14 protein-coding genes and 1 pseudogene are annotated in these 18,119 nt (G+C 48.1%); 9 read left to right on the forward strand and 6 right to left on the reverse strand.

Features of this window, described 5'->3' with window-relative positions; translation table 11 throughout:
* Nucleotides 1–171: 171 nt before the first annotated feature.
* A pseudogene (locus tag NQU17_06875) lies at nucleotides 172–273 on the reverse strand (NADH peroxidase).
* A gap of 99 nt (nucleotides 274–372) precedes the next feature.
* The gene (locus NQU17_06880; GenBank protein ID UUM13274.1) at nucleotides 373–2,664 is read right to left on the reverse strand and encodes a hypothetical protein; all 2,292 of its coding nucleotides are present in this window, start codon (nucleotides 2,662–2,664) and stop codon (nucleotides 373–375) included.
* Nucleotides 2,665–2,904: 240 nt separating this feature from the next.
* On the opposite strand from NQU17_06880, the gene NQU17_06885 reads away from it, so the two are divergent.
* Nucleotides 2,905–3,543, forward strand: coding sequence for a phosphate-starvation-inducible PsiE family protein (locus NQU17_06885; GenBank protein UUM13275.1), 639 nt, complete (start codon nucleotides 2,905–2,907; stop codon nucleotides 3,541–3,543).
* A gap of 138 nt (nucleotides 3,544–3,681) precedes the next feature.
* Here NQU17_06885 and NQU17_06890 read toward each other — a convergent pair whose 3' ends face one another.
* Both NQU17_06890 and NQU17_06895 read right to left on the reverse strand, forming a co-directional pair.
* Nucleotides 3,682–5,064 (reverse strand): MATE family efflux transporter, encoded by a 1,383-nt coding sequence (locus NQU17_06890; protein ID UUM13276.1) that lies wholly within the window; start codon nucleotides 5,062–5,064, stop codon nucleotides 3,682–3,684.
* Between the two features lie 264 nt (nucleotides 5,065–5,328).
* Nucleotides 5,329–5,496, reverse strand: a complete 168-nt coding sequence (locus NQU17_06895) for a hypothetical protein (protein ID UUM13277.1) — start codon at nucleotides 5,494–5,496, stop codon at nucleotides 5,329–5,331.
* Nucleotides 5,497–5,803: 307 nt separating this feature from the next.
* Here NQU17_06895 and NQU17_06900 point away from each other — a divergent pair, with 307 nt between their 5' ends.
* Together NQU17_06900 and NQU17_06905 are read left to right on the forward strand one after the other, a co-directional pair.
* On the forward strand, nucleotides 5,804–7,177 hold the full coding sequence (locus NQU17_06900) for an ISLre2 family transposase (GenBank protein UUM13278.1): 1,374 nt from the start codon (nucleotides 5,804–5,806) through the stop codon (nucleotides 7,175–7,177).
* Between the two features lie 281 nt (nucleotides 7,178–7,458).
* Entirely contained in the window at nucleotides 7,459–7,977 is a 519-nt protein-coding gene (locus tag NQU17_06905) for a QueT transporter family protein (protein ID UUM13279.1), read from the forward strand.
* A gap of 152 nt (nucleotides 7,978–8,129) precedes the next feature.
* On the opposite strand, the gene NQU17_06910 is transcribed toward NQU17_06905, so the two are convergent.
* Nucleotides 8,130–8,960 carry a ZIP family metal transporter gene (locus NQU17_06910; GenBank protein ID UUM13280.1) on the reverse strand — a complete coding sequence of 277 codons (831 nt, stop codon included), beginning with the start codon at nucleotides 8,958–8,960 and terminating at the stop codon, nucleotides 8,130–8,132.
* Between the two features lie 286 nt (nucleotides 8,961–9,246).
* Here NQU17_06910 and NQU17_06915 point away from each other — a divergent pair, with 286 nt between their 5' ends.
* The 3 genes from NQU17_06915 (at nucleotide 9,247) to NQU17_06925 (ending at nucleotide 13,376) form a co-directional block, all read left to right on the forward strand.
* Entirely contained in the window at nucleotides 9,247–9,681 is a 435-nt protein-coding gene (locus NQU17_06915) for a MarR family transcriptional regulator (GenBank protein UUM13281.1), read from the forward strand.
* An 81-nt stretch (nucleotides 9,682–9,762) separates the two neighbouring features.
* Nucleotides 9,763–11,523 carry an ABC transporter ATP-binding protein/permease gene (locus NQU17_06920; GenBank protein ID UUM13282.1) on the forward strand — a complete coding sequence of 587 codons (1,761 nt, stop codon included), beginning with the start codon at nucleotides 9,763–9,765 and terminating at the stop codon, nucleotides 11,521–11,523.
* Entirely contained in the window at nucleotides 11,520–13,376 is a 1,857-nt protein-coding gene (locus NQU17_06925; GenBank protein ID UUM13283.1) for an ABC transporter ATP-binding protein/permease, read from the forward strand. Before NQU17_06920 ends, NQU17_06925 begins: the two co-directional genes overlap by 4 nt.
* Before the next feature lie 280 nt (nucleotides 13,377–13,656).
* Here NQU17_06925 and NQU17_06930 read toward each other — a convergent pair whose 3' ends face one another.
* Nucleotides 13,657–15,021, reverse strand: coding sequence for a CHAD domain-containing protein (locus tag NQU17_06930; GenBank protein ID UUM13284.1), 1,365 nt, complete (start codon nucleotides 15,019–15,021; stop codon nucleotides 13,657–13,659).
* A 193-nt stretch (nucleotides 15,022–15,214) separates the two neighbouring features.
* Here NQU17_06930 and NQU17_06935 point away from each other — a divergent pair, with 193 nt between their 5' ends.
* The 3 genes from NQU17_06935 to NQU17_06945 all read left to right on the forward strand — a co-directional run bounded on the left by NQU17_06935 (nucleotide 15,215) and on the right by NQU17_06945 (nucleotide 17,932).
* Nucleotides 15,215–16,618 (forward strand): ISL3 family transposase, encoded by a 1,404-nt coding sequence (locus NQU17_06935; GenBank protein ID UUM13285.1) that lies wholly within the window; start codon nucleotides 15,215–15,217, stop codon nucleotides 16,616–16,618.
* 203 nt (nucleotides 16,619–16,821) lie between these two features.
* Nucleotides 16,822–16,974 (forward strand): hypothetical protein, encoded by a 153-nt coding sequence (locus NQU17_06940; protein UUM13286.1) that lies wholly within the window; start codon nucleotides 16,822–16,824, stop codon nucleotides 16,972–16,974.
* A 106-nt stretch (nucleotides 16,975–17,080) separates the two neighbouring features.
* On the forward strand, nucleotides 17,081–17,932 hold the full coding sequence (locus NQU17_06945; protein ID UUM13287.1) for a hypothetical protein: 852 nt from the start codon (nucleotides 17,081–17,083) through the stop codon (nucleotides 17,930–17,932).
* The last annotated feature ends 187 nt before the right edge of the window (nucleotides 17,933–18,119 follow it).

Below are 18,119 nucleotides of genomic sequence, written 5' to 3' on the forward strand. Positions count from 1 at the left end.
CATGTTACCTGCATCATTCATCTGCTCTGCATCGGGATCATACTCAACAAAGATGTTATGTCCTTTGGCCTGGCACTCAGGGCAGGTTTCAGGCTGCGTTTCCGATTCATAAATAAATCCACAGTAAAGGCACAGCCAGCTCTTGGTGTTTTCATCCAGCGAACCGTCTGATTCAGCAAAGACTTCCGCTCCGGCACCGCATACGGCGCATACTTCAGGTGCAGTTTCCCCTTCTGCGATATAACCGCAGATTTCACATTTCCATTTTTTCATGATGAATTCCTCCGTGATTAATACTATTAAATTCTATTATAACTCAGGATAACTGAAATCGTTATATAATTTACAAACATTTGCATTGGGCGCAGTTTTTTACAGGATATTTAGCAAATCTGCCAGAGACCGATCCAAGGTTTGCGGATCCTTTATCCCAACGATGCGCGATGCCAGGTTTTTGGCAATAATATCTGGTGTTTCCGGGAAATTCCAATGGTCCTTCCCGATATTAAATGCTGTAATACGACTTGATTTGCTCAATATCCCTACTGTTTCGGCTAATGGGATCCGCACCGCTTCCGGAATGAAAGCATTCTTAAAGTCATCCGGCCCGGCCACTGACAGGAAGTACGGCTCGTAGTCTGTAGCGATATAGAGGATTGGGGTCATCATGCTGAAAACTTTCAGCAGATCGACATAAGCCCGGTTTAAATCCCGATCCTGGACTTTCCCTTCCAGAATCATCGCAAACAGTGTCATGTCTGTCTTAAAGGACCGGCAATTCGTCATGAAGGCACGATGAACTTTTAATGCTTCCAGGAGAAGCCTCTTGCGCAGATCGTTATATTCCTCGCTCAGCCACACTCCCTGATCCTGACGCAAGTTCTCCCGAACCAGCCGATGCAGGATTTCTTCATCAGTAAATGCTTTGCCGTATTTGCCCCGGTACTGGGCAATGCTGCGGGCTGATTCTTCCAACTGGCTCTGTCTGGCTTTGTAATCCTCTGTTACTGAATCAAACTCACTTTTCAGGTTATGATATTCACCCAGTACCAGATTCAACTCGCGCTTTTCCTCGTCGATGGAGTTCACGATCTTCTTCTGTTCCTCTTTCATGGACTCATACTGAATGACTTTCGCGTCATTGCGGAACAGGAAACGGAAGAAGCGACGGAAAAATCCCATATCGATCTCGAGCTCTTTCATTGAAACATCATGCTCTTCCAGCAGACTCTGGCGCTTCTGCATTTCATTTTCCTTGAAATCCCGGGAAGCTTCACTCGACTCAATTCTTCCTTTCAGCTCCTCAAGTCTCATGGACGCGGCGGAACCTTTTTCCAATAGTTCCTGATAGCCAAAGGTCGTTCGATACTCTTGCATGATCTCTTCCCGCTTGGCTAAAACCTCATCCAGAACCTGCCGAAATTCCTTTCTGGTATTCTCCCAGTCATGAGATGCATCATTCAACTGGCGTGCCAGCCCATTCCCGGTTCCTTTGTATACATCCTTCAAAAAGCGGATCAGATCTCGATTTGAAGTGAATTTCTGAACCATATAGGGTTTGTCGTATGCCGTGAAATAAGGAGTTGGCTGAACAGCGGTCATTACCTGGCCGATGGATTTCTCCAGCTCCCGAATAAAGGCGGTATCTTTTCCAAACATCAAGACCGTCTGATTGAGGAGGCGCTCTTCCGGCATATGATAGGCGGTCGCAAATTCTTTATTGTCCTTGAAACTTACTTCATGAAACGCGTCATCCGGCTTTGAGTAGCGGGTCATCGCCGCCGCCCGTTCAATCAGACTGGCTGACATGATCTCTGTCATCAGGCGAATTCCCAGGCTTTGATCGCGAATCATGCGGTAGAAGCTGAACGGCTTTTCCCGTCCGTTGACAGCCTGATTCAGAACTAGCTGCTCCCTGAGACTGATCCCGTCGTGTCCGGGCCACATACTCAATGGATTCTTTTCCGGTGAAGTCATTTCCTTGACCCGTTCAGGTGTATAATCTTCTTCCAGCGGGCTGGCCATCTTGAGTACTTTCGAGATGTTCTGAGCCATCAGCTCCACTCTTGGCGCTGCCGTCTGATCCTTGATCATCTCTTCCAGATTCATCAGATGTCCGTCTGATACATGATGGCTGAGGATATCCCTCTCCTGAATCAGGCAGTGGAATTCCGGCAGATACTCTGAGAGATTCAATTTGTTGACGACATAATTAAATATTTCCTTCAACTCACGGTATTCCAGTTTTCGATCAAACGTCACCATGAATTCATCCATGTCATCATTCGCGCGGTTCAGAAGACTTAAATCAAGCTGTGTAGCAGAATTTCGTTCCTTCAGCATTTTAGCCAGTGCAAACAGCACCGGGGAGATAAAGAAGCTGTTGCGGATGTAGTACCCCCGCTTATCACTTCGAATCATGCACAAATAAGTCTTGCTTTGAATTTCCTGAGCCTCTTCACCCATGGCTTCGACCAGAAGTTCTGTGTCCGTGACACCAAGGTAAATATTATAGCCATTGTTGGATTCTCCGCCAAAAATGCTTTCATAGGGAACATAAGTGCGCTGATCGGTGACGATGTGATCACTTTTCTTGGGCGCTGGATACTCTGGTCGGTACAGGATGAAATTATAAAAGTATTCAAGTAATTTTCTTGTTTCCATTTAAATGATCTCCCCTATGATTTCAATATGATTTGATTATAACATTGAATGAAACCCGAAACCCCACTCTTTTCCACTAATGTCGCAAAGTCCAGTGATTCAGCAGAATTCACACTCTGCAATATCCGTTGATACCATGTTTTTATTACGACGGCGCATGATCTGTGTTAAAGTATAGTTAATGAATAATCAAACAGGGATTTGAATGAAAATCCAATAACGAACATGGGGGAATGTTTGATGAAAAAGGTCGAATTAATCAATAAATTGAAAGAATTGATTTTTATCGTGGAGATGATCCTGGCGGTCATGATTTTGTTCGGTGTGCTGGCCGGTCTGGTTTCTTCCGTCCTGCAGATCCCACATATTCTCACCACCACCAGAGAGCAGTTCTATAACAGCTTCAAGAATTTTTTGGGCAACGCATTGCTCCTCATTGTCGGAGTTGAGTTAATCCGCATGCTTATCACCCATACAACCCGGGCCACGCTGGAGCTGATCATCTTCGTCATTGCCCGGAAACTGCTGATCTATACGGACTCCATGATGGACATTTTCCTCGGTACCATCGCCCTGGCCATCGCCTTCGCCACCATAAAATATCTCCTGCCAACCTGGGATAAAGGGTCCTGCAATCCGATTTACCCAGGGTCCATGAAGATTCGGGATATAAAATCAAAGCTCGGCGTTGAAATCCCGGTGGAGGGTGACCAGACACTGGAAGAGTTCATCCATAAAATTCGGACCAGTAAGGAACCGCTCCACAGCGGAGAAAAAATTGATGCCGGTCCGGTCAACATCATTCTGCACCGGATCAACTCTCAGGGTGAAATTGTTGACGTCGAGATCTCCGATTCAAACTTTGTCAGCAATGACTGATATATAAAATATGCGGCCCAAATCGGGCCGCATATTTTTTTGAATCGCTTCCAATCCCGTTCCTGTCATTCCCTCAAATTGTTTATGAAATGATCGAGGGTTGATCAAACCACCTGGAAAGCAGACTTGTTCCAATTGTTATCGAATCTTGATCGCTTTCCACTTTCCGGTTCGGAAACGGAAAAATACCAGAGCCCACCGGATAAACTGATCAATCAGAACGGCGATCCAGGCTCCGGACAGTCCCAGATTCATCTGATTGACTAATAAGGAAGCCACCTGAATTCGTATCAGCAAAACCCCAACCACTGTGGCAATCAAGGGCCAGACGGTGTCGCCGGCACCGCGCAGTGCTCCTGACAGAATCAGCTGGGAGGATTGGAACGGTTGAACCAGAGCAATAATCATCAGCGCGCCCGATGCATTGCGAATGATCTGTTCATCTGCGGTATAAAGCCCTACCAGCTGTCTGGCAAAGGCAAAGAACGCAACAGCAATGATGCTGGATATGACCGATCCGATTTGACGGGCGCTGCGTGAGTAGTTTTCCGCATCGTTCGGCTTGCCTTCCCCCAGCGAGCGGCCAACCAGCGTTGAGGCTGCAATTCCAAATGCCTGGCCGGGATTAAATGACAATCCCAGAATGGACAGCGCGATTTGATGTGCTGCATAGACCACGGTACCCAGGGATGCGACAATTCGGACGAAGAAGAAGATTCCCAGTCGCAGGGCCAGCTGTTCAAAGGATGCCGGCAGGCCGATCCGGACAAGATTCTTTACTGTACTGCCTTCAAAAACAAATTTGTCCCGAACCGAAATCTTGCTTTTGCCTCGAATCAGGTATGTATAAACCAGAATCGCCGCGAGAACCTGTGAAGCAGCGGTGGATATACCTGCCCCGACGACCCCAAGTGCGGGGACTCCGAACAAACCGTAAATCAGTACCGCATTCCCGAATACATTCAATCCATTGCACAGCAGATTGATTTTCATTGGAATTTTCGTTTCACCAACTCCGCGAAGAGCAGAAGCTCCGCACATTGTCAGTGCCTGAAATATAAATCCAAAATGGACAATCTGAAAATACAGCGTCCCGACCGTTATGACATCTTCCCCGGCTCCCAACAGTCGCATGATCGCGGCGGTTTTCGTCATTGCCAGGACAAACAATGGGATGATAATGATAAGGATGCTCAGAATCAGGACATGCTTAAAAATATTGCCGAGTTTCTTCATCCGGCCCATTCCGTAATACCGGGCAATAATAGCCGTTCCGCCCACATTGAAACTTTGAACCAGGGACAATCCGATAAACAGCGGCTGATTGGCAATTCCCACCGATGCTATGGAGGCAGCCGATAACGAAGTCGGCTGAATATTTCCCAGCATCATCATATCAACCATGCCAAACAGAGAACCTAAGAATAGTTCAACTAACACAGGCCATGCAATCTGCATCACTTTTTGCCGGCTCTGCTTAACTTCACTGGATAAACTTAATGTTTGTGCTTCTTCTGCCATGAATACCTCTTTCCTGAACAAGGGACCAAGTAGTTTATGTATGCGGCCTCTCATTTTTTCTCATTTAAAAAGTATAGCACTTTCGAATGCTGCCATGTCCCGCAGATCTGGTAAGCCATGACAGATAAACCGCAAAGGGGAACAGAATTGTCCTCAATCTGAATATCTTGCTTTTTTTAGTTCTTCAGCATAAAAAGAAGAAGCCCTTCAGCTTCTCCTTATTTCTATTGTTGGACCGTCAATCCCTGTTATCCATCGATCCTGTCAAACCTTTTGATCCAGAGCTTTCTCTAAGACATCCTTAATTTTCCCGCGGTTGGGAATCCCTTCCAGAACCTTTTCGTCGTCTACCCAGAAGTTAGGAACGAGCCGATATTGGTATGCCGAGGCAGCATCCGGTCTTTCATCTTCATCGATTACATCGATTTCCAACTTCCGATAAGCTTCATTCTGGTCAATCAACTTCGCCAACAGCCTGTCAGCCAAAGTACAATACGGTCACCAGCTGGCCTTTATATAAGTTATCTTTTTCATCAGCAATAATCACCTCTTAAATCATATTTTACACGATCTAATTGCACGAGTCCAATCAGGGGGATCCATGCTTTCTTTCCGCTGGTAGATGAAAAACTGTTCCGTTAGTGTAAAGTTACTGTAGGTCGAAAATGAAAGAGAATAAGCCCAAGTGCTAGAAAGTTAGTAACAACCAAAAACAAACTACACGAAAGGACTTATTCTCATGCCTATCTTAACAGATTTCAACTCAATGTTCACCACTCTCAGACAAGGTTTTGATTCAAGAATGGCAAGCGGTACTCTCACCATGGATCAAGTGGTACAGGAGACTCACGAGCTGACGGATCGGATTGCCCGTGAGCAGATCCAGGATTATGTTCAGGTACTCGATGAGCGCCTGAGGAACTCACAGTTACGGAAAAAAGACTACACCATCGAACGGCGCTATCAAACAAAAACCATCGCTACTACAGCCGGACCTGTGGTCTTTGGCCGGACGTACTTTCGGGATAAAAAGACCAATCACCATGTGTGTCTGGTGGATCGTCTTCTGGGCCTTGAGCCCCATCAGAGAATCAGCCGGGAACTAGCCTCGTGTCTTCTCTCCAGTGCTAAAGATATTTCTTACCAGGGGACGGTGGAGCGCTATGCAAGCAGCGGAATTACCAGCCGCACTACGGTAATGAATCTGGTCCATCGACTGGGGAACATTGAGTCTTCTGAGGGACCCCTGCCTCAGAAAAAAGTGGTATCTCGGATCTATATTGAGGCCGATGAGGATCATGTAGCTATGCAGGACGGTTCCAATCAGCAGATGCGGCTGATCTACGTCCATGAGGGGCAGCAGAGTGTCGGGAAGAGACGCAAGGCCTTAATGGGTGTACGTCGATTTGCAGGCTTCTACAAGGGCAACTCGGATGAACTGTGGTACGAAGTGTTCGATTACCTGAACTCGGCTTATGAAGTGGATAAGATCGAGGAAATCTCCTTATCAGGGGATGGGGCGTCCTGGATCAAGATGGGTGCCCAGATTCTGCCTCGATGCAAGCTCTATCTGGATAAGTTCCACCTGGAAAAGGCCCTGCGCCAGGCGGCAACGCCGATTGATTCCTACAAAGGGACAAAGGATGAATATTACTGGTACCTCAAAGACGCCATCAGCATGGACTCCCTTGAGGACATCAACACATTCTTCGAATCAGCAGCGGGATTGCCGCTTAAAAAGACCCAGGAAAAGAAGTTAGGCGAGATGAAAACCTATCTTTTGTCCAACTGGGAATCGATCCAGAACGCGGCCAAGTCGGGCTATCAGGGCTGCAGTGCGGAAGGGCATGTCAGTCATGTGCTTTCCTCACGGTTATCTTCACGCCCGATGGGGTGGAGCACAGTAGGTGCTGAGAATATAGCGCGCATGCGAGTTTTCGTCCTCAATGGCGGGGATCTCATGGGCTACTTCGCTGCCAAAGAGAAAGAAAAGAAGAAGGAAGCCCGACTTTTGAGGCTGGAAAAACGGATCGTGAAGAAGAGCCGGGTCTACCCGGTAAAACAAGGTTCAATCAGCTATGCAACGCCTCATTTTGGGTGGTATAAATCGTAAAACCCGGGCTACTTGGAATCCGCACGGCAGGCTTATTCAGTTTTTGAACCGAAAGTAAGTTGACACTATCAACTGTTCCAAAATCATTGAAAACCATGAGTGGTTTTTGCTATACTGATTAAGTTCTCATGAACAGTGTTCCCTCGGCACCCACTTAAAAAATCAGGAGTCTTTCAATATTTTTTTGTATCGGGTACTGCCCAATGCAAAAATAACAGGCGCTAAGGGATGGGATAACCATCTTTTTTTGGCGTTGAGGGGGAAAGACATAAGGAGTATCTATGAATAATAATCGAATCCGTAATCTAACCGTCAGTGCAGTCGTCGCCGCTATTTATGTCATTCTGACCCTGGGCATCGCCCCCATCAGTTATGGCCCCATTCAATTTCGCGTTTCCGAAATTTTAAATCTGCTGGCGTTTTTCAATCCGATGTACATCGCTGCTGTAACCTTAGGCTGCTTCATCAGCAATCTGTTTTCACCCTTTGGACTGTTTGATGTAGTGTTCGGAACGCTTCACACGTTCCTCTCCTTGATTCTAATATGGAAAACCCGTCATTTGATCACCGCTTCCCTTTGGCCGGCTGTATTATCCCTGATTATTGCCGTTGAACTGAAACTCGTATTAAATACTCCGGTGATTGAAACCTGGCTTTATGTAGCCGTTTCAGAGATTATGATCTGTACTGTAATCTCCATCCCCATTTATCTGATGTTAAAACAGACCGGATTCCTTCCACGCTATATCATATCCGACCAGTTTGACAAATGGCCTGTCAGCAAAGCAGCCTCCTCTTAGTCATTGCTTCTATCCTTGATGTATTCCCATTGATGAACTGAATCACTTAATTGCACAGAGCGACGCAACTCTCGATGAAGATCGAAGGTTCCGTCGCTCTCTGCTTTGCAGTCACTTAAGACCAGTACCCAGGATCATGCCCTTTCCGACTGCTAACCTAAAGCAACATCCAGGACCATCATCACGGCAAAGCCAAGCATTGCTCCCAGCGATGCAATATCCGTTTTTGATCCGCCCTCTTCTCTCTGAGCTTCTGGAATCAGTTCTTCCACTACTACATAAATCATGGCACCTGCGGCAAAAGACAGCGCATAGGGCAGCAACGGCTGAATCCTTAAGACAGCCCAGGCACCCAGTACACCGGCAATCGGCTCGACGATCCCTGAAGCCTGACCCAGCCAGAAGGCCCTCGATCGACTCATGCCTTCCCGCCGCAGCGGAATGGATACAGCGGCCCCTTCCGGAAAATTCTGCAGCCCAATACCGACAGCCAAAGCGATGGCTCCTGCCAGAGTCGCTGAACTGCCGATCCCTCCGGCAACTGCGCCAAAGGCTACACCAACGGCCAGTCCCTCCGGAATATTGTGCAGAGTAATGGCCATCACCAGCAGGATGCTTCGCTGCCAGTGCGTTTTAATGCCCTCCGCTTCGTTGGTCTCCAATCCCATGTGCAGATGGGGTAAAATCTTGTCGACCAGGTACAGGAAACCGCCGCCCAGAAGAAACCCGGTGGCTGCTGTTACATAGGGTTTTTGCCCTAACTCGGCTGCCAGTTCGATACCAGGTGCCAGCAAAGACCAGAAGCTGGCTGCAATCATCACGCCTGCCGCAAAGCCAAGCATGCCGTTCAAAACCGTTTTGTTGATGGATTTAAAGAAAAAAACCAAAGACGCACCTAACGCGGTGACTCCCCAGGTAAATAAGGTAGCGAATAATGCCTGCAGAACAGGATCAAATCGTTCAAACCATTGTATCAGTGTCATAACTTCACCTCCAGTAATATTGCAATGACAGGACTACTGTCATTGTACGCCCACTGAATCTAAAAGACTATTCGCTGCCTCGCTGAGGCATGAATTTAATAAATTATTCACCCTTGTGATCCACATGGTCCCGCTGATTGGATTTTTTTGCATCTTTACCAGAATGGATCCTGCGGTCGAACATGGAGATGCAGAGAAAACCAGATTTTCGCAAAAAATATATTGACACATTAAGCTAACAGTGTAAATATACTAACAGTGTTAGTAATTCCAAGGAGGACAACTTATGAATTTTGAGAAACTAGCGCAGCAGTTTCTGGAAGCATCCCATCAATTCAGAAAAAACAATCATCAGAAGAAAGTCGATGAAACATTACGCGGCGAAACGTTCCTGATCCTTTACGTTATGAAGCGGGGAGGCAGTGTTTTACCCAGTGAAATCAGCGATGCCATGAATATCACGTCAGCCCGGGTTGCGGCTGTTCTGAACAGTTTGGAAGGCAAGAACCTGATCACGAGACAGATCGACCCTTCCGACCGTCGGAAAATCCTGGTAAATATTACCGAGGAAGGCAAAGAAATCGCCAGAAATCATCAGGAGTTAGCTCTTGGTGTCGTAACCAGAATGCTCGAGAAGCTGGGAGAGCAGGACGCCAGAGAGCTGGTTCGGATTATGAACCGTCTCGCGGTACTGGAACCTGACAACCCGAAGGAAGACTAACTGTCTTTCCGGACGGAAGAATCACGAAAATACCAAGTCAACTGAAAAACGGATCAATCAAAGACAGGAGCTAAATATTACATGTTGAAGTTATTTAAACATCTTAAGTCCCACGAGTGGGTACAATTTGCGGTCAGTCTGGTGTTCATCGTAGCCCAGGTCTGGCTGGACCTGAAACTGCCGGATTACATGTCAGGAATCACCCGCCTGGTCCAAACGCCCGGCAGTGATATGAGCGAAATCTGGACACAGGGCGGCTACATGATGCTGTGCGCACTGGGCAGCGTCGCGTCAGCCGTCGTTGTAGGTTTTTTTGCCGCCCGGATCGCCGCTTCCTTTTCCCAAAGGCTTCGCAGTGACTTGTTTCACCAGGTGGAATCTTTCTCCATGGAGGAAATCAACCGGTTTTCTACCAGCAGCCTGATCACTCGATCAACCAATGATGTCACTCAGATTCAGATGCTGATCACCATGGGCTTGCAAATGATCATTAAGGCGCCCATCATGACCGTGTGGGCCATCACAAAAATAGCTGGTAAGGGTTTTGAATGGTCGATGGCGACCGGCGTGGCGGTACTCGTCATGGTTCTGATGATCGCCTTCGTCATGATCTTTGTCATACCAAAATTCCGAAGAATGCAGACCCTGACGGATAATTTGAACAAAGTTACCCGTGAGAACCTGACCGGTCTGCGCGTAGTCCGAGCATATAACGCTGAAGATTTTCAGGAAGCGAAATTCGAGAAGGCCAATGCTGAACTGACAGAAACGCAGCTGTTTACCAGTCGGAGCATGGCAATTATGATGCCAATGATGAACATCGTTATGAGCGGACTGACTCTGGCAATCTACTGGATCGGTGCAAACCTGATTGACGCGGCACAGGCCATGGACAAACTGACCATTTTCTCCAATATGGTTGTCTTCTCAGCGTATGCCATGCAGGTCATCATGTCTTTCATGATGCTTGCTATGATGTTCATACTGCTGCCCCGGGCCGCTGTTTCAGCCCGTCGGATCAACGAAGTCCTGGATACTGAACCTGCCATCGTGAGTGGCCGTCACACGGAAGGTTTGCCCGGTGAGACTGGTACGGTAGAATTCAGTCACGTCAGTTTTCAATATCCCGGAGCTGCCGAGTACGTTCTCCAGGATGTCAGCTTTACCGCGAAGCAGGGAGAAACTGTGGCCTTTATCGGATCTACCGGAAGCGGCAAAAGTACCCTGATTAATCTGATTCCACGCTTTTTTGATGCCACAGAAGGTGAAGTCCGGATTGACGGTGTCAATGTCAAAGACTATGCCCTGAATGCGTTATACAACAAAATCGGTTATGTGCCGCAAAAGGCAGCTCTGTTTATGGGATCGGTTTCCTTCAATGTGAATTACGGTGAGAACGGCAAGATGCCAGCAAGCGAAGAAGAGGTAAAAAAAGCGGTTGCCATTGCCCAGGGAACGGATTTTGTGGAAACGATGGATGGACAATATGAGGCATCCATCGCTCAGAGCGGCAGCAATCTCTCGGGCGGTCAGAAACAGCGTCTTGCCATCGCACGGGCGATCTGCCGAAAACCGGAAATCTATATCTTCGATGACAGTTTTTCAGCCCTGGACTACAAGACTGACCGTGTTCTGCGAACAGCTCTGCAGAAAGAAACCGCCGGTGTCACCAGTCTCATCGTGGCTCAGCGGATTGGCACCATCATGGATGCGGACCGGATTATCGTCCTGGATGAAGGTCGCGTCGTGGGTTCTGGCACCCATAAGGAACTACTGGAGAAATGCCAGGTCTATCGAGAAATCGCCATGTCCCAACTTAGTGAAGAGGAGCTTGTTTCATGAGTAAAAATACAGAAAAACGCCCCGGCTCCAACGGCCGCTTCGGAATGGGGCCAGGAATGGGCGGCTCCGTTGAAAAAGCCAGAGACTTTAAGGGCACCTGGAAAAAGCTGATCCACTACATGAAATCGTATGTCCCGGTTATCATCATTTCATTGCTCGCTGCTGCCATTGGCACTGTTCTGCAGATTGTTGGTCCGGACGTGCTGAAGGACATTACCAATGAGATCGCCAAAGGACTGCCTGCCCTGATCAATGGCAAGCCAGTTCTGGGAAAGATGGACATGAGCGCAATTCAGAACCTGGTGATGTTGCTTGTTTTCTTCTATGCAGGCGCCGCTTTGCTTGGGTTTGCCCAGAGTTTCATTATGGCCACTGTGACCCAGAAAATTTCAAAAGCACTGCGTACTGACATCGCACAGAAAATCAACCGTCTTCCCCTGCGCTATTTTGACAAAGTCAGCTATGGCGATGTCCTGAGCCGCGTAACCAATGACGTGGACGCCATTGGTCAGACAATGAACCAGAGTATTGGCACCCTGGTTACCTCCGTCACCATGTTTATCGGAGCTTTGATCATGATGTTCTACACGAACTGGATCCTGGCATTGACAGCTGTGGCAGCCAGTGTGATCGGTTTTGCCCTCATGATCCTGATTATGAAGAAATCACAGAGTTTTTTCAGTGCGCAGCAAAAGGAACTGGGCAGCATTAATGGGCACATTGAAGAAATCTATTCCAACCACAATGTCGTTAAAGTTTACAATGGAGGGAATGCTGCCAAGCAGACCTTTGAGGCAATCAACACCAACCTGTATACCAGTGCCTGGAAATCTCAGTTTTTCTCCGGACTGATGATGCCCCTCATGCAGTTTATCGGCAACCTGGGTTATGTGGCTGTCTGTGTCGTTGGAGCAGCCCTGGCGCTGGACGGCAAAATCAGTTTTGGCGTTATCGTGGCATTCATGCTGTATATCCGGCTATTCACTCAGCCCCTCTCACAAATGGCTCAGGCGGCAAACAATCTGCAGCGCACCGCTGCTGCCGGGGAGCGAGTTTTTGAGTTCCTGGGTGAACCGGAACTGGCCGATGAAAGCGAGAAGGTCAAAGCACTCCAGGGGATCCGGGGAGACGTCGAATTCAGGCATGTCCGTTTCGGCTATGACCCGGACAAGACGATCATCCATGACTTTTCCGCAAGCATCTCCGCAGGCCAGAAAGTAGCCATCGTGGGTCCCACCGGAGCGGGCAAAACGACCATGGTCAATCTGCTGATGAGATTTTATGATCTAGACGGCGGTGAAATATTGCTGGATAAAATTCCCATCGACAGTGTTCCCAGAGAAAATGTCCATGAGCAATTCTGCATGGTCTTACAAGATTCATGGCTGTTTGAAGGTTCCATCAAAGAAAACATCATTTACAGCAAGGAAGGCGTGGCAGATGAAGATGTCATTTCAGCCTGCAAAACAGTGGGTCTGCACCACTTCATCAAGACACTGCCTGATGGGTATGACACCATTCTCAATGAAAAGGCGAGCTTGTCCGAAGGCCAAAAACAGCTGATCACCATCGCCCGTGCCATGATCCAGAACGCACCCCTGCTGATTCTGGATGAAGCCACCAGTTCGGTTGACACCAGAACCGAACGGATTGTTCAGACTGCCATGGACGGCCTGACAGTAGGCAGGACATCCTTTGTCATTGCCCATCGCCTTTCTACCATCAAGAATGCTGATTTGATTCTGGTCATGAAGGACGGAGATATCATCGAAAGCGGCAATCATAAAGAACTGCTTGACAGAAACGGCTTCTACGCGGACCTGTACAACAGTCAGTTTGAACTCGCCGTTTAGTCCGGCCAAAACGCCTGCCCCGCTGAAACTGACCCGGCACAATGCTGATTGCTTGAGTGCATATACCCGCTGGTCGTGTGATAACTGAGCGATTCCTTCAATTGGCAGGTCAGTCAGTTCTCGCCGTTCTGTCAGATAAGCGAGTTTAAGTAAGTTTAAAAGAGGCATCACCGAACGTTCAAAGCGTTCGATGGTGCCTCTTATGGTCTTGTTATGCCTAGTTTCCTCTATTGAAATAACATCAGTCGATTCATTACAGAGGGCTGAAGATTGATTGTCTTTATTTTACGAGTCTGTCCGGTTCAGCGGCAGATGACAGGGACCAGAGACGGGACTGAAAAAACTCCTGGAACAGCTCTTCTGCTCGCTTTTCCTGAATCCTGGTGAAAATCTCAATTTCCTGCACAATCGGCCGTCCGGGAAATTTCGCTGAAATCTCCCGGACCGCTTCACTGTTGCGGTTGGCGTCGGTCAGTTCGCCCAATGTTTCCTGCCAGCGCTTAATGTCCTTATAATGATCCTTGATCGGCTGAACTTCACTTAGCCCGAAAATCTCCATGAGATACCGAATTTTTTTAGCTTTAATGCGCAGTGCATGGATGGCTGCCAGATCATTCTGATTGATGGATTCGTAGATCCCCTGAATTTCCCGGATCCATCGGTCCAGGGTCTCCCGGACCATAAAATCCAGTGAGGAGTGGGCTGCGCGCTTAATTCGAACAGCCCCCTTCAGCTGTTCTTCGACTCGGTTCAGGTCTTCTACAAAGCCTGGCTTTTCCAGGGATTGAAACAGCCGATGCTGTTCTGCTGCTCGTTCCGATTTCAAAATCTCAAAAAACTCGTCCCCGCTCTCCCCGGCCAGATCAAATGACTCCCTATGCTTTCGCCACTCGATCATCAGCACATCCAGCTCTCTCAGGTAGGCGCATTCTCCAGCCATCTGTCGAAGCAGCTCCTGAATACGCCTTTGGTTTTTCTTTGACATCAGTGGCTTGAAAAAGCTGATCAGCGAGCGGAACTGCCGTATCTTGACTCTCAGTTTATGGACCGATTCAATTTCCGCAGGATCCTTCAGAAAGGCTTCACGGTGCTCCAGAATCGTTCGGACTGAACGGCGAATCACAAGCCCTATGTCATGCTCAAAGCAGCTGAGAGCTTCTCCGGAGCGTTCCAGGCGCATCAGCTTTCTGAACTCCTTCAGTCTGAGGCACCACTCCACATATCCTTTAAACTCAAGCTCATCCTGGATCTCAAGCTGGACACAGGATCCTTTCCTCAACTGAAATGATTGATCGGTAACCCTCTGAATCCAGTCTTCCAGATGAGGCGAGTGGCCAACAATTACCAGAGTCCGGTCCGGCGAACCCAGTACCTCCTGCCTGAACGTTTCAAAATCTCCCGATTGGACATAATCCTGGATCTCAATGGGACCCAGCCCGGCAGCGGCAAGAATTTCCGCCGTTTGAACCGCCCGGATCAGAGGAGAAGAAATAAGCCGGACATCATCCTGAAACAGGTAGATCGCCAAATAGACTGCCTGATCCAGAAGAGCCTGACGTCCATCCCGGGTAAGCTGTCTTGTTTCATCCGATTGCCCGGAGATTGGATCCTGTGCAACTCCGTGTCGTATCAATAATACTTTCATCTTCTCCCCTCCTTGTCACTAATAATATCACATTTATACGGCGAATTTTTCGGGTCAATCACAAATTCTGTGGGATTGACCGACTAGATCCATTCCCCAAACCGGCATAACATTTGATAATAGAACGAGCCCCGCGCTATGATGGAAATGCATCTGGACGGATGTACAAATCCAAGCACAGCGGAGGCTCTGAATGAATTATACACAGAATGGACAGGCTAACACAATCAATGATTCCCAAAATTTTCTGCACATCCCTTCATCTCTTGTTGGGTTTACTAATACGCATAGTTCGCAGCATACCGCCGTTTCCGGTAAGAGTGTTGTTCAGTTGCATGGAGTCCTCAAGCTAGATGACACCGATCGCGCCTGCCCCAACTGCGGGGGCTTCATGCACATCAACAATACGTCCCCATGCAGTCTCTGGCACCTGAACTTCGGGCACACTTATACGTCCCTGGAGTTCGGCAAGAATCAGTTACTGTGCCCAACCTGCGGGATCACCAAGGTCCAACAGGTGTCTTTCCAGGCACAAGGCCATCGGATCACACAAGCCCTCCTGCAGTACACCAGGGACCTTCTCGCCATCGGAACCTACAATCTCAAACAGGTCGCTGAGATTACTGGTCTAGGCAAGAACACGGTCAAAGCGATCGACTTGAAACGCCTGGAGGAAATGTACACCCTTGATGGCAAGCTCATCAAGCCCCAGCGGCAGGCAAAGTGCCTCAGCATCGACGAGTTCAAGCTTCACCGGGGCCACCAGTACGCCACTCATATCATCGACATAGAGACTGGCCATATCCTCTGGATCGCCCATGGCAAGCGCAAGCAGGTCGTCTATGACTTCATTGAGCACGTCGGTCTCGAGTGGATGGACGGTGTTGAAGCAGTCGCCTCGGACATGAACTCAGACTTCCAAGAAGCCTTTGAGGAAAAGTGCCCCCACATCCAGCCGGTCTTCGACCATTTCCACATCATCAAGAATTTCAATGACAAAGTGGTCGCTGAAGTGCGCAAAGACGAACAGAGGCGTCTTCAGGCGATGGGTGAGTACAAAGCTGCTGAGTCCCTCAAGAGGACCCGCTATATCCTGATGTCTTCTCGGGAGACGCTGCAGCGCAAAGACCGGGAGGCCGCGGAGGGCAAACCCTTGTCCAAGGGCGGTACGCTCTTCCAAAGGGCAGAGATCACGCGTCGTCCTGGCAGTGAGGAGAAGTACGACCAGCTCATCCAGGAGAACCAGCTTCTGTTCACAGTTGACCTCGTCAAAGAGATGCTCTCGGAGGCGTACAAGGCCGCCAGTGAGCCGGAAATGGCTAGTCTGATCACGGAGGTCATGGAAGTATGCTATGCCTCGGAGAATGAGCACCTGCAGTGGTTTGGGCGCCTGATGGACAGACATTTTGAAGGGATTATAGCTTATGCGACCTACCGTATTTCGAATGGTCAAATCGAGGGGATCAACAACAAGATTAAGACATTACGTCGACAAGGGTATGGCTATCCAGATGATGAATACTTCTTCCTCAAGTTATTCGATATGAGTCGTAAAACGTACGTAAGGAATCCACCATCCCACAGAATTTATGATTGAGCCAATTTTTCTTACCAATCCATGAGTTTTTCATTTACAGGTTCTTGTATTGTCATATACATATTTTACAAATATTTCACAATTTTAAAGTAATTTTCTTTAAATCATTGTTATAATAAGGATAAGAATGAAAATGTACCACAAAATCAGCCATTCTCAGGATTCTCAGAATCAAAAATTAACTACAAGGGAGTGATGTTTTGTTGAAAAGACGAATCATAGCACTGCTGCTCGCACTTTCTGCGGCTTTTGCAATTACCCTGCAAAGTGGAGTAACTGCTAACGCTGAAGAGTCAGGTTCTGGATATACCATAAACGCAAAAAAAGATATCCCAGACATTTTCAGTATCAATTAACATGAACCGGCTTTCAATGGAAAGCTTTATTCATCTCACATCAGTCCGCGTGTAGCTGATACCACGGACTGAGTTTTTTATTTTCATTATTCCTTGGGAGGACTCCATGAAAGCAAAAGTTATTATAGCTGCCTGCCTGGCCCTGTCATTTCCACTGACCGGCTGCCAGCTGGAAGTCGCATCACCAACAACCCAATCCAGGCCCGCCGGATCAGTGGCAACAAAGACGCCGGCGTCCATCCCTTCACCCGGGACAGTCCCCGTCGCGACGTCAACGCAGACTTCAGTTCCCGATACCAGGCCGGCCGAACCAACGGCACGATTTATCCTGCAAAAGTCAGCCGATGCAATGATGCGAGTACAAAGCTATGACTATACTTCTTCCAGTGTAGCCGAATTTGGTGATACGGAAGTTGTTACAACCACTAAGGCCACCATTCATCCACTGCTTGGGAACGGTAAAATTATGACCAAGCAGGCGGATATACTCGATACCACCTACCTGTTGAATCACCGGATGTACATGGAAGATCCTTCTACCGGTTCCTGGGTCTATCTGGATATGCCCGTGGATAAAACCTCCACCATCCGAATCCATGCCCGGGTCAACGACTACATCGATGTGACTCGCAGCGGTGATGATATAATCCTTGTGTCAACCCATCCCTTGAGCGCATTGGAATTCTACTCCCTGACCGGTATAGAGATCAAGGAAAAGGATACCCTGGCCCAGATGGAAGCTCAGGGACAGACCATGGAGACGATGGTCGAGTTTATACTGGATCAGGAATATCGTTATAAAAAAGTGTCCTATGAACAGGTCACCACCACAGCGGGAGTAAGCACCCATACGGTAACAACCTATGATTACAGCAAATACAACAGCGCTCCCGAGATCGAACTTCCTGATAAGATTCAGAAAGAAGCTGTCCCCTACCAGCCGGCAGGAAATGAATAGTTGCCCGGGATAATCTCGATGATGAACGGATTCAACCACTGATCCGATCCTTGAATCTGCTCGAATCCGAACCAGAATATGAACGAAAAGATGGCTGCAGGCCACTGAACGATGATCCACATACAAAAACGGCTTATGGTCTTCCATAAGCCGTTTTTGTATTGAATCCCATTGGAGTCGAAATGAT

It is taken from the genome of Clostridiaceae bacterium HFYG-1003, assembly GCA_024579835.1.
GTDB lineage: Bacteria > Bacillota > Clostridia > Clostridiales > Clostridiaceae > JG1575.

Coding starts and splice junctions, on each gene's coding strand:
- NQU17_06900 (UUM13278.1), top strand. CDS start 5,804: ATGCCTATCTTAACAGATTTCAACTCAATGTTCACCACTCTCAGACAA.
- NQU17_06945 (UUM13287.1), top strand. CDS start 17,081: ATGAAAGCAAAAGTTATTATAGCTGCCTGCCTGGCCCTGTCATTTCCA.
- NQU17_06920 (UUM13282.1), top strand. CDS start 9,763: ATGTTGAAGTTATTTAAACATCTTAAGTCCCACGAGTGGGTACAATTT.
- NQU17_06905 (UUM13279.1), top strand. CDS start 7,459: ATGAATAATAATCGAATCCGTAATCTAACCGTCAGTGCAGTCGTCGCC.
- NQU17_06885 (UUM13275.1), top strand. CDS start 2,905: ATGAAAAAGGTCGAATTAATCAATAAATTGAAAGAATTGATTTTTATC.
- NQU17_06880 (UUM13274.1), bottom strand. CDS start 2,664: ATGGAAACAAGAAAATTACTTGAATACTTTTATAATTTCATCCTGTAC.
- NQU17_06890 (UUM13276.1), bottom strand. CDS start 5,064: ATGGCAGAAGAAGCACAAACATTAAGTTTATCCAGTGAAGTTAAGCAG.
- NQU17_06935 (UUM13285.1), top strand. CDS start 15,215: ATGAATTATACACAGAATGGACAGGCTAACACAATCAATGATTCCCAA.
- NQU17_06930 (UUM13284.1), bottom strand. CDS start 15,021: ATGAAAGTATTATTGATACGACACGGAGTTGCACAGGATCCAATCTCC.
- NQU17_06915 (UUM13281.1), top strand. CDS start 9,247: ATGAATTTTGAGAAACTAGCGCAGCAGTTTCTGGAAGCATCCCATCAA.
- NQU17_06925 (UUM13283.1), top strand. CDS start 11,520: ATGAGTAAAAATACAGAAAAACGCCCCGGCTCCAACGGCCGCTTCGGA.
- NQU17_06910 (UUM13280.1), bottom strand. CDS start 8,960: ATGACACTGATACAATGGTTTGAACGATTTGATCCTGTTCTGCAGGCA.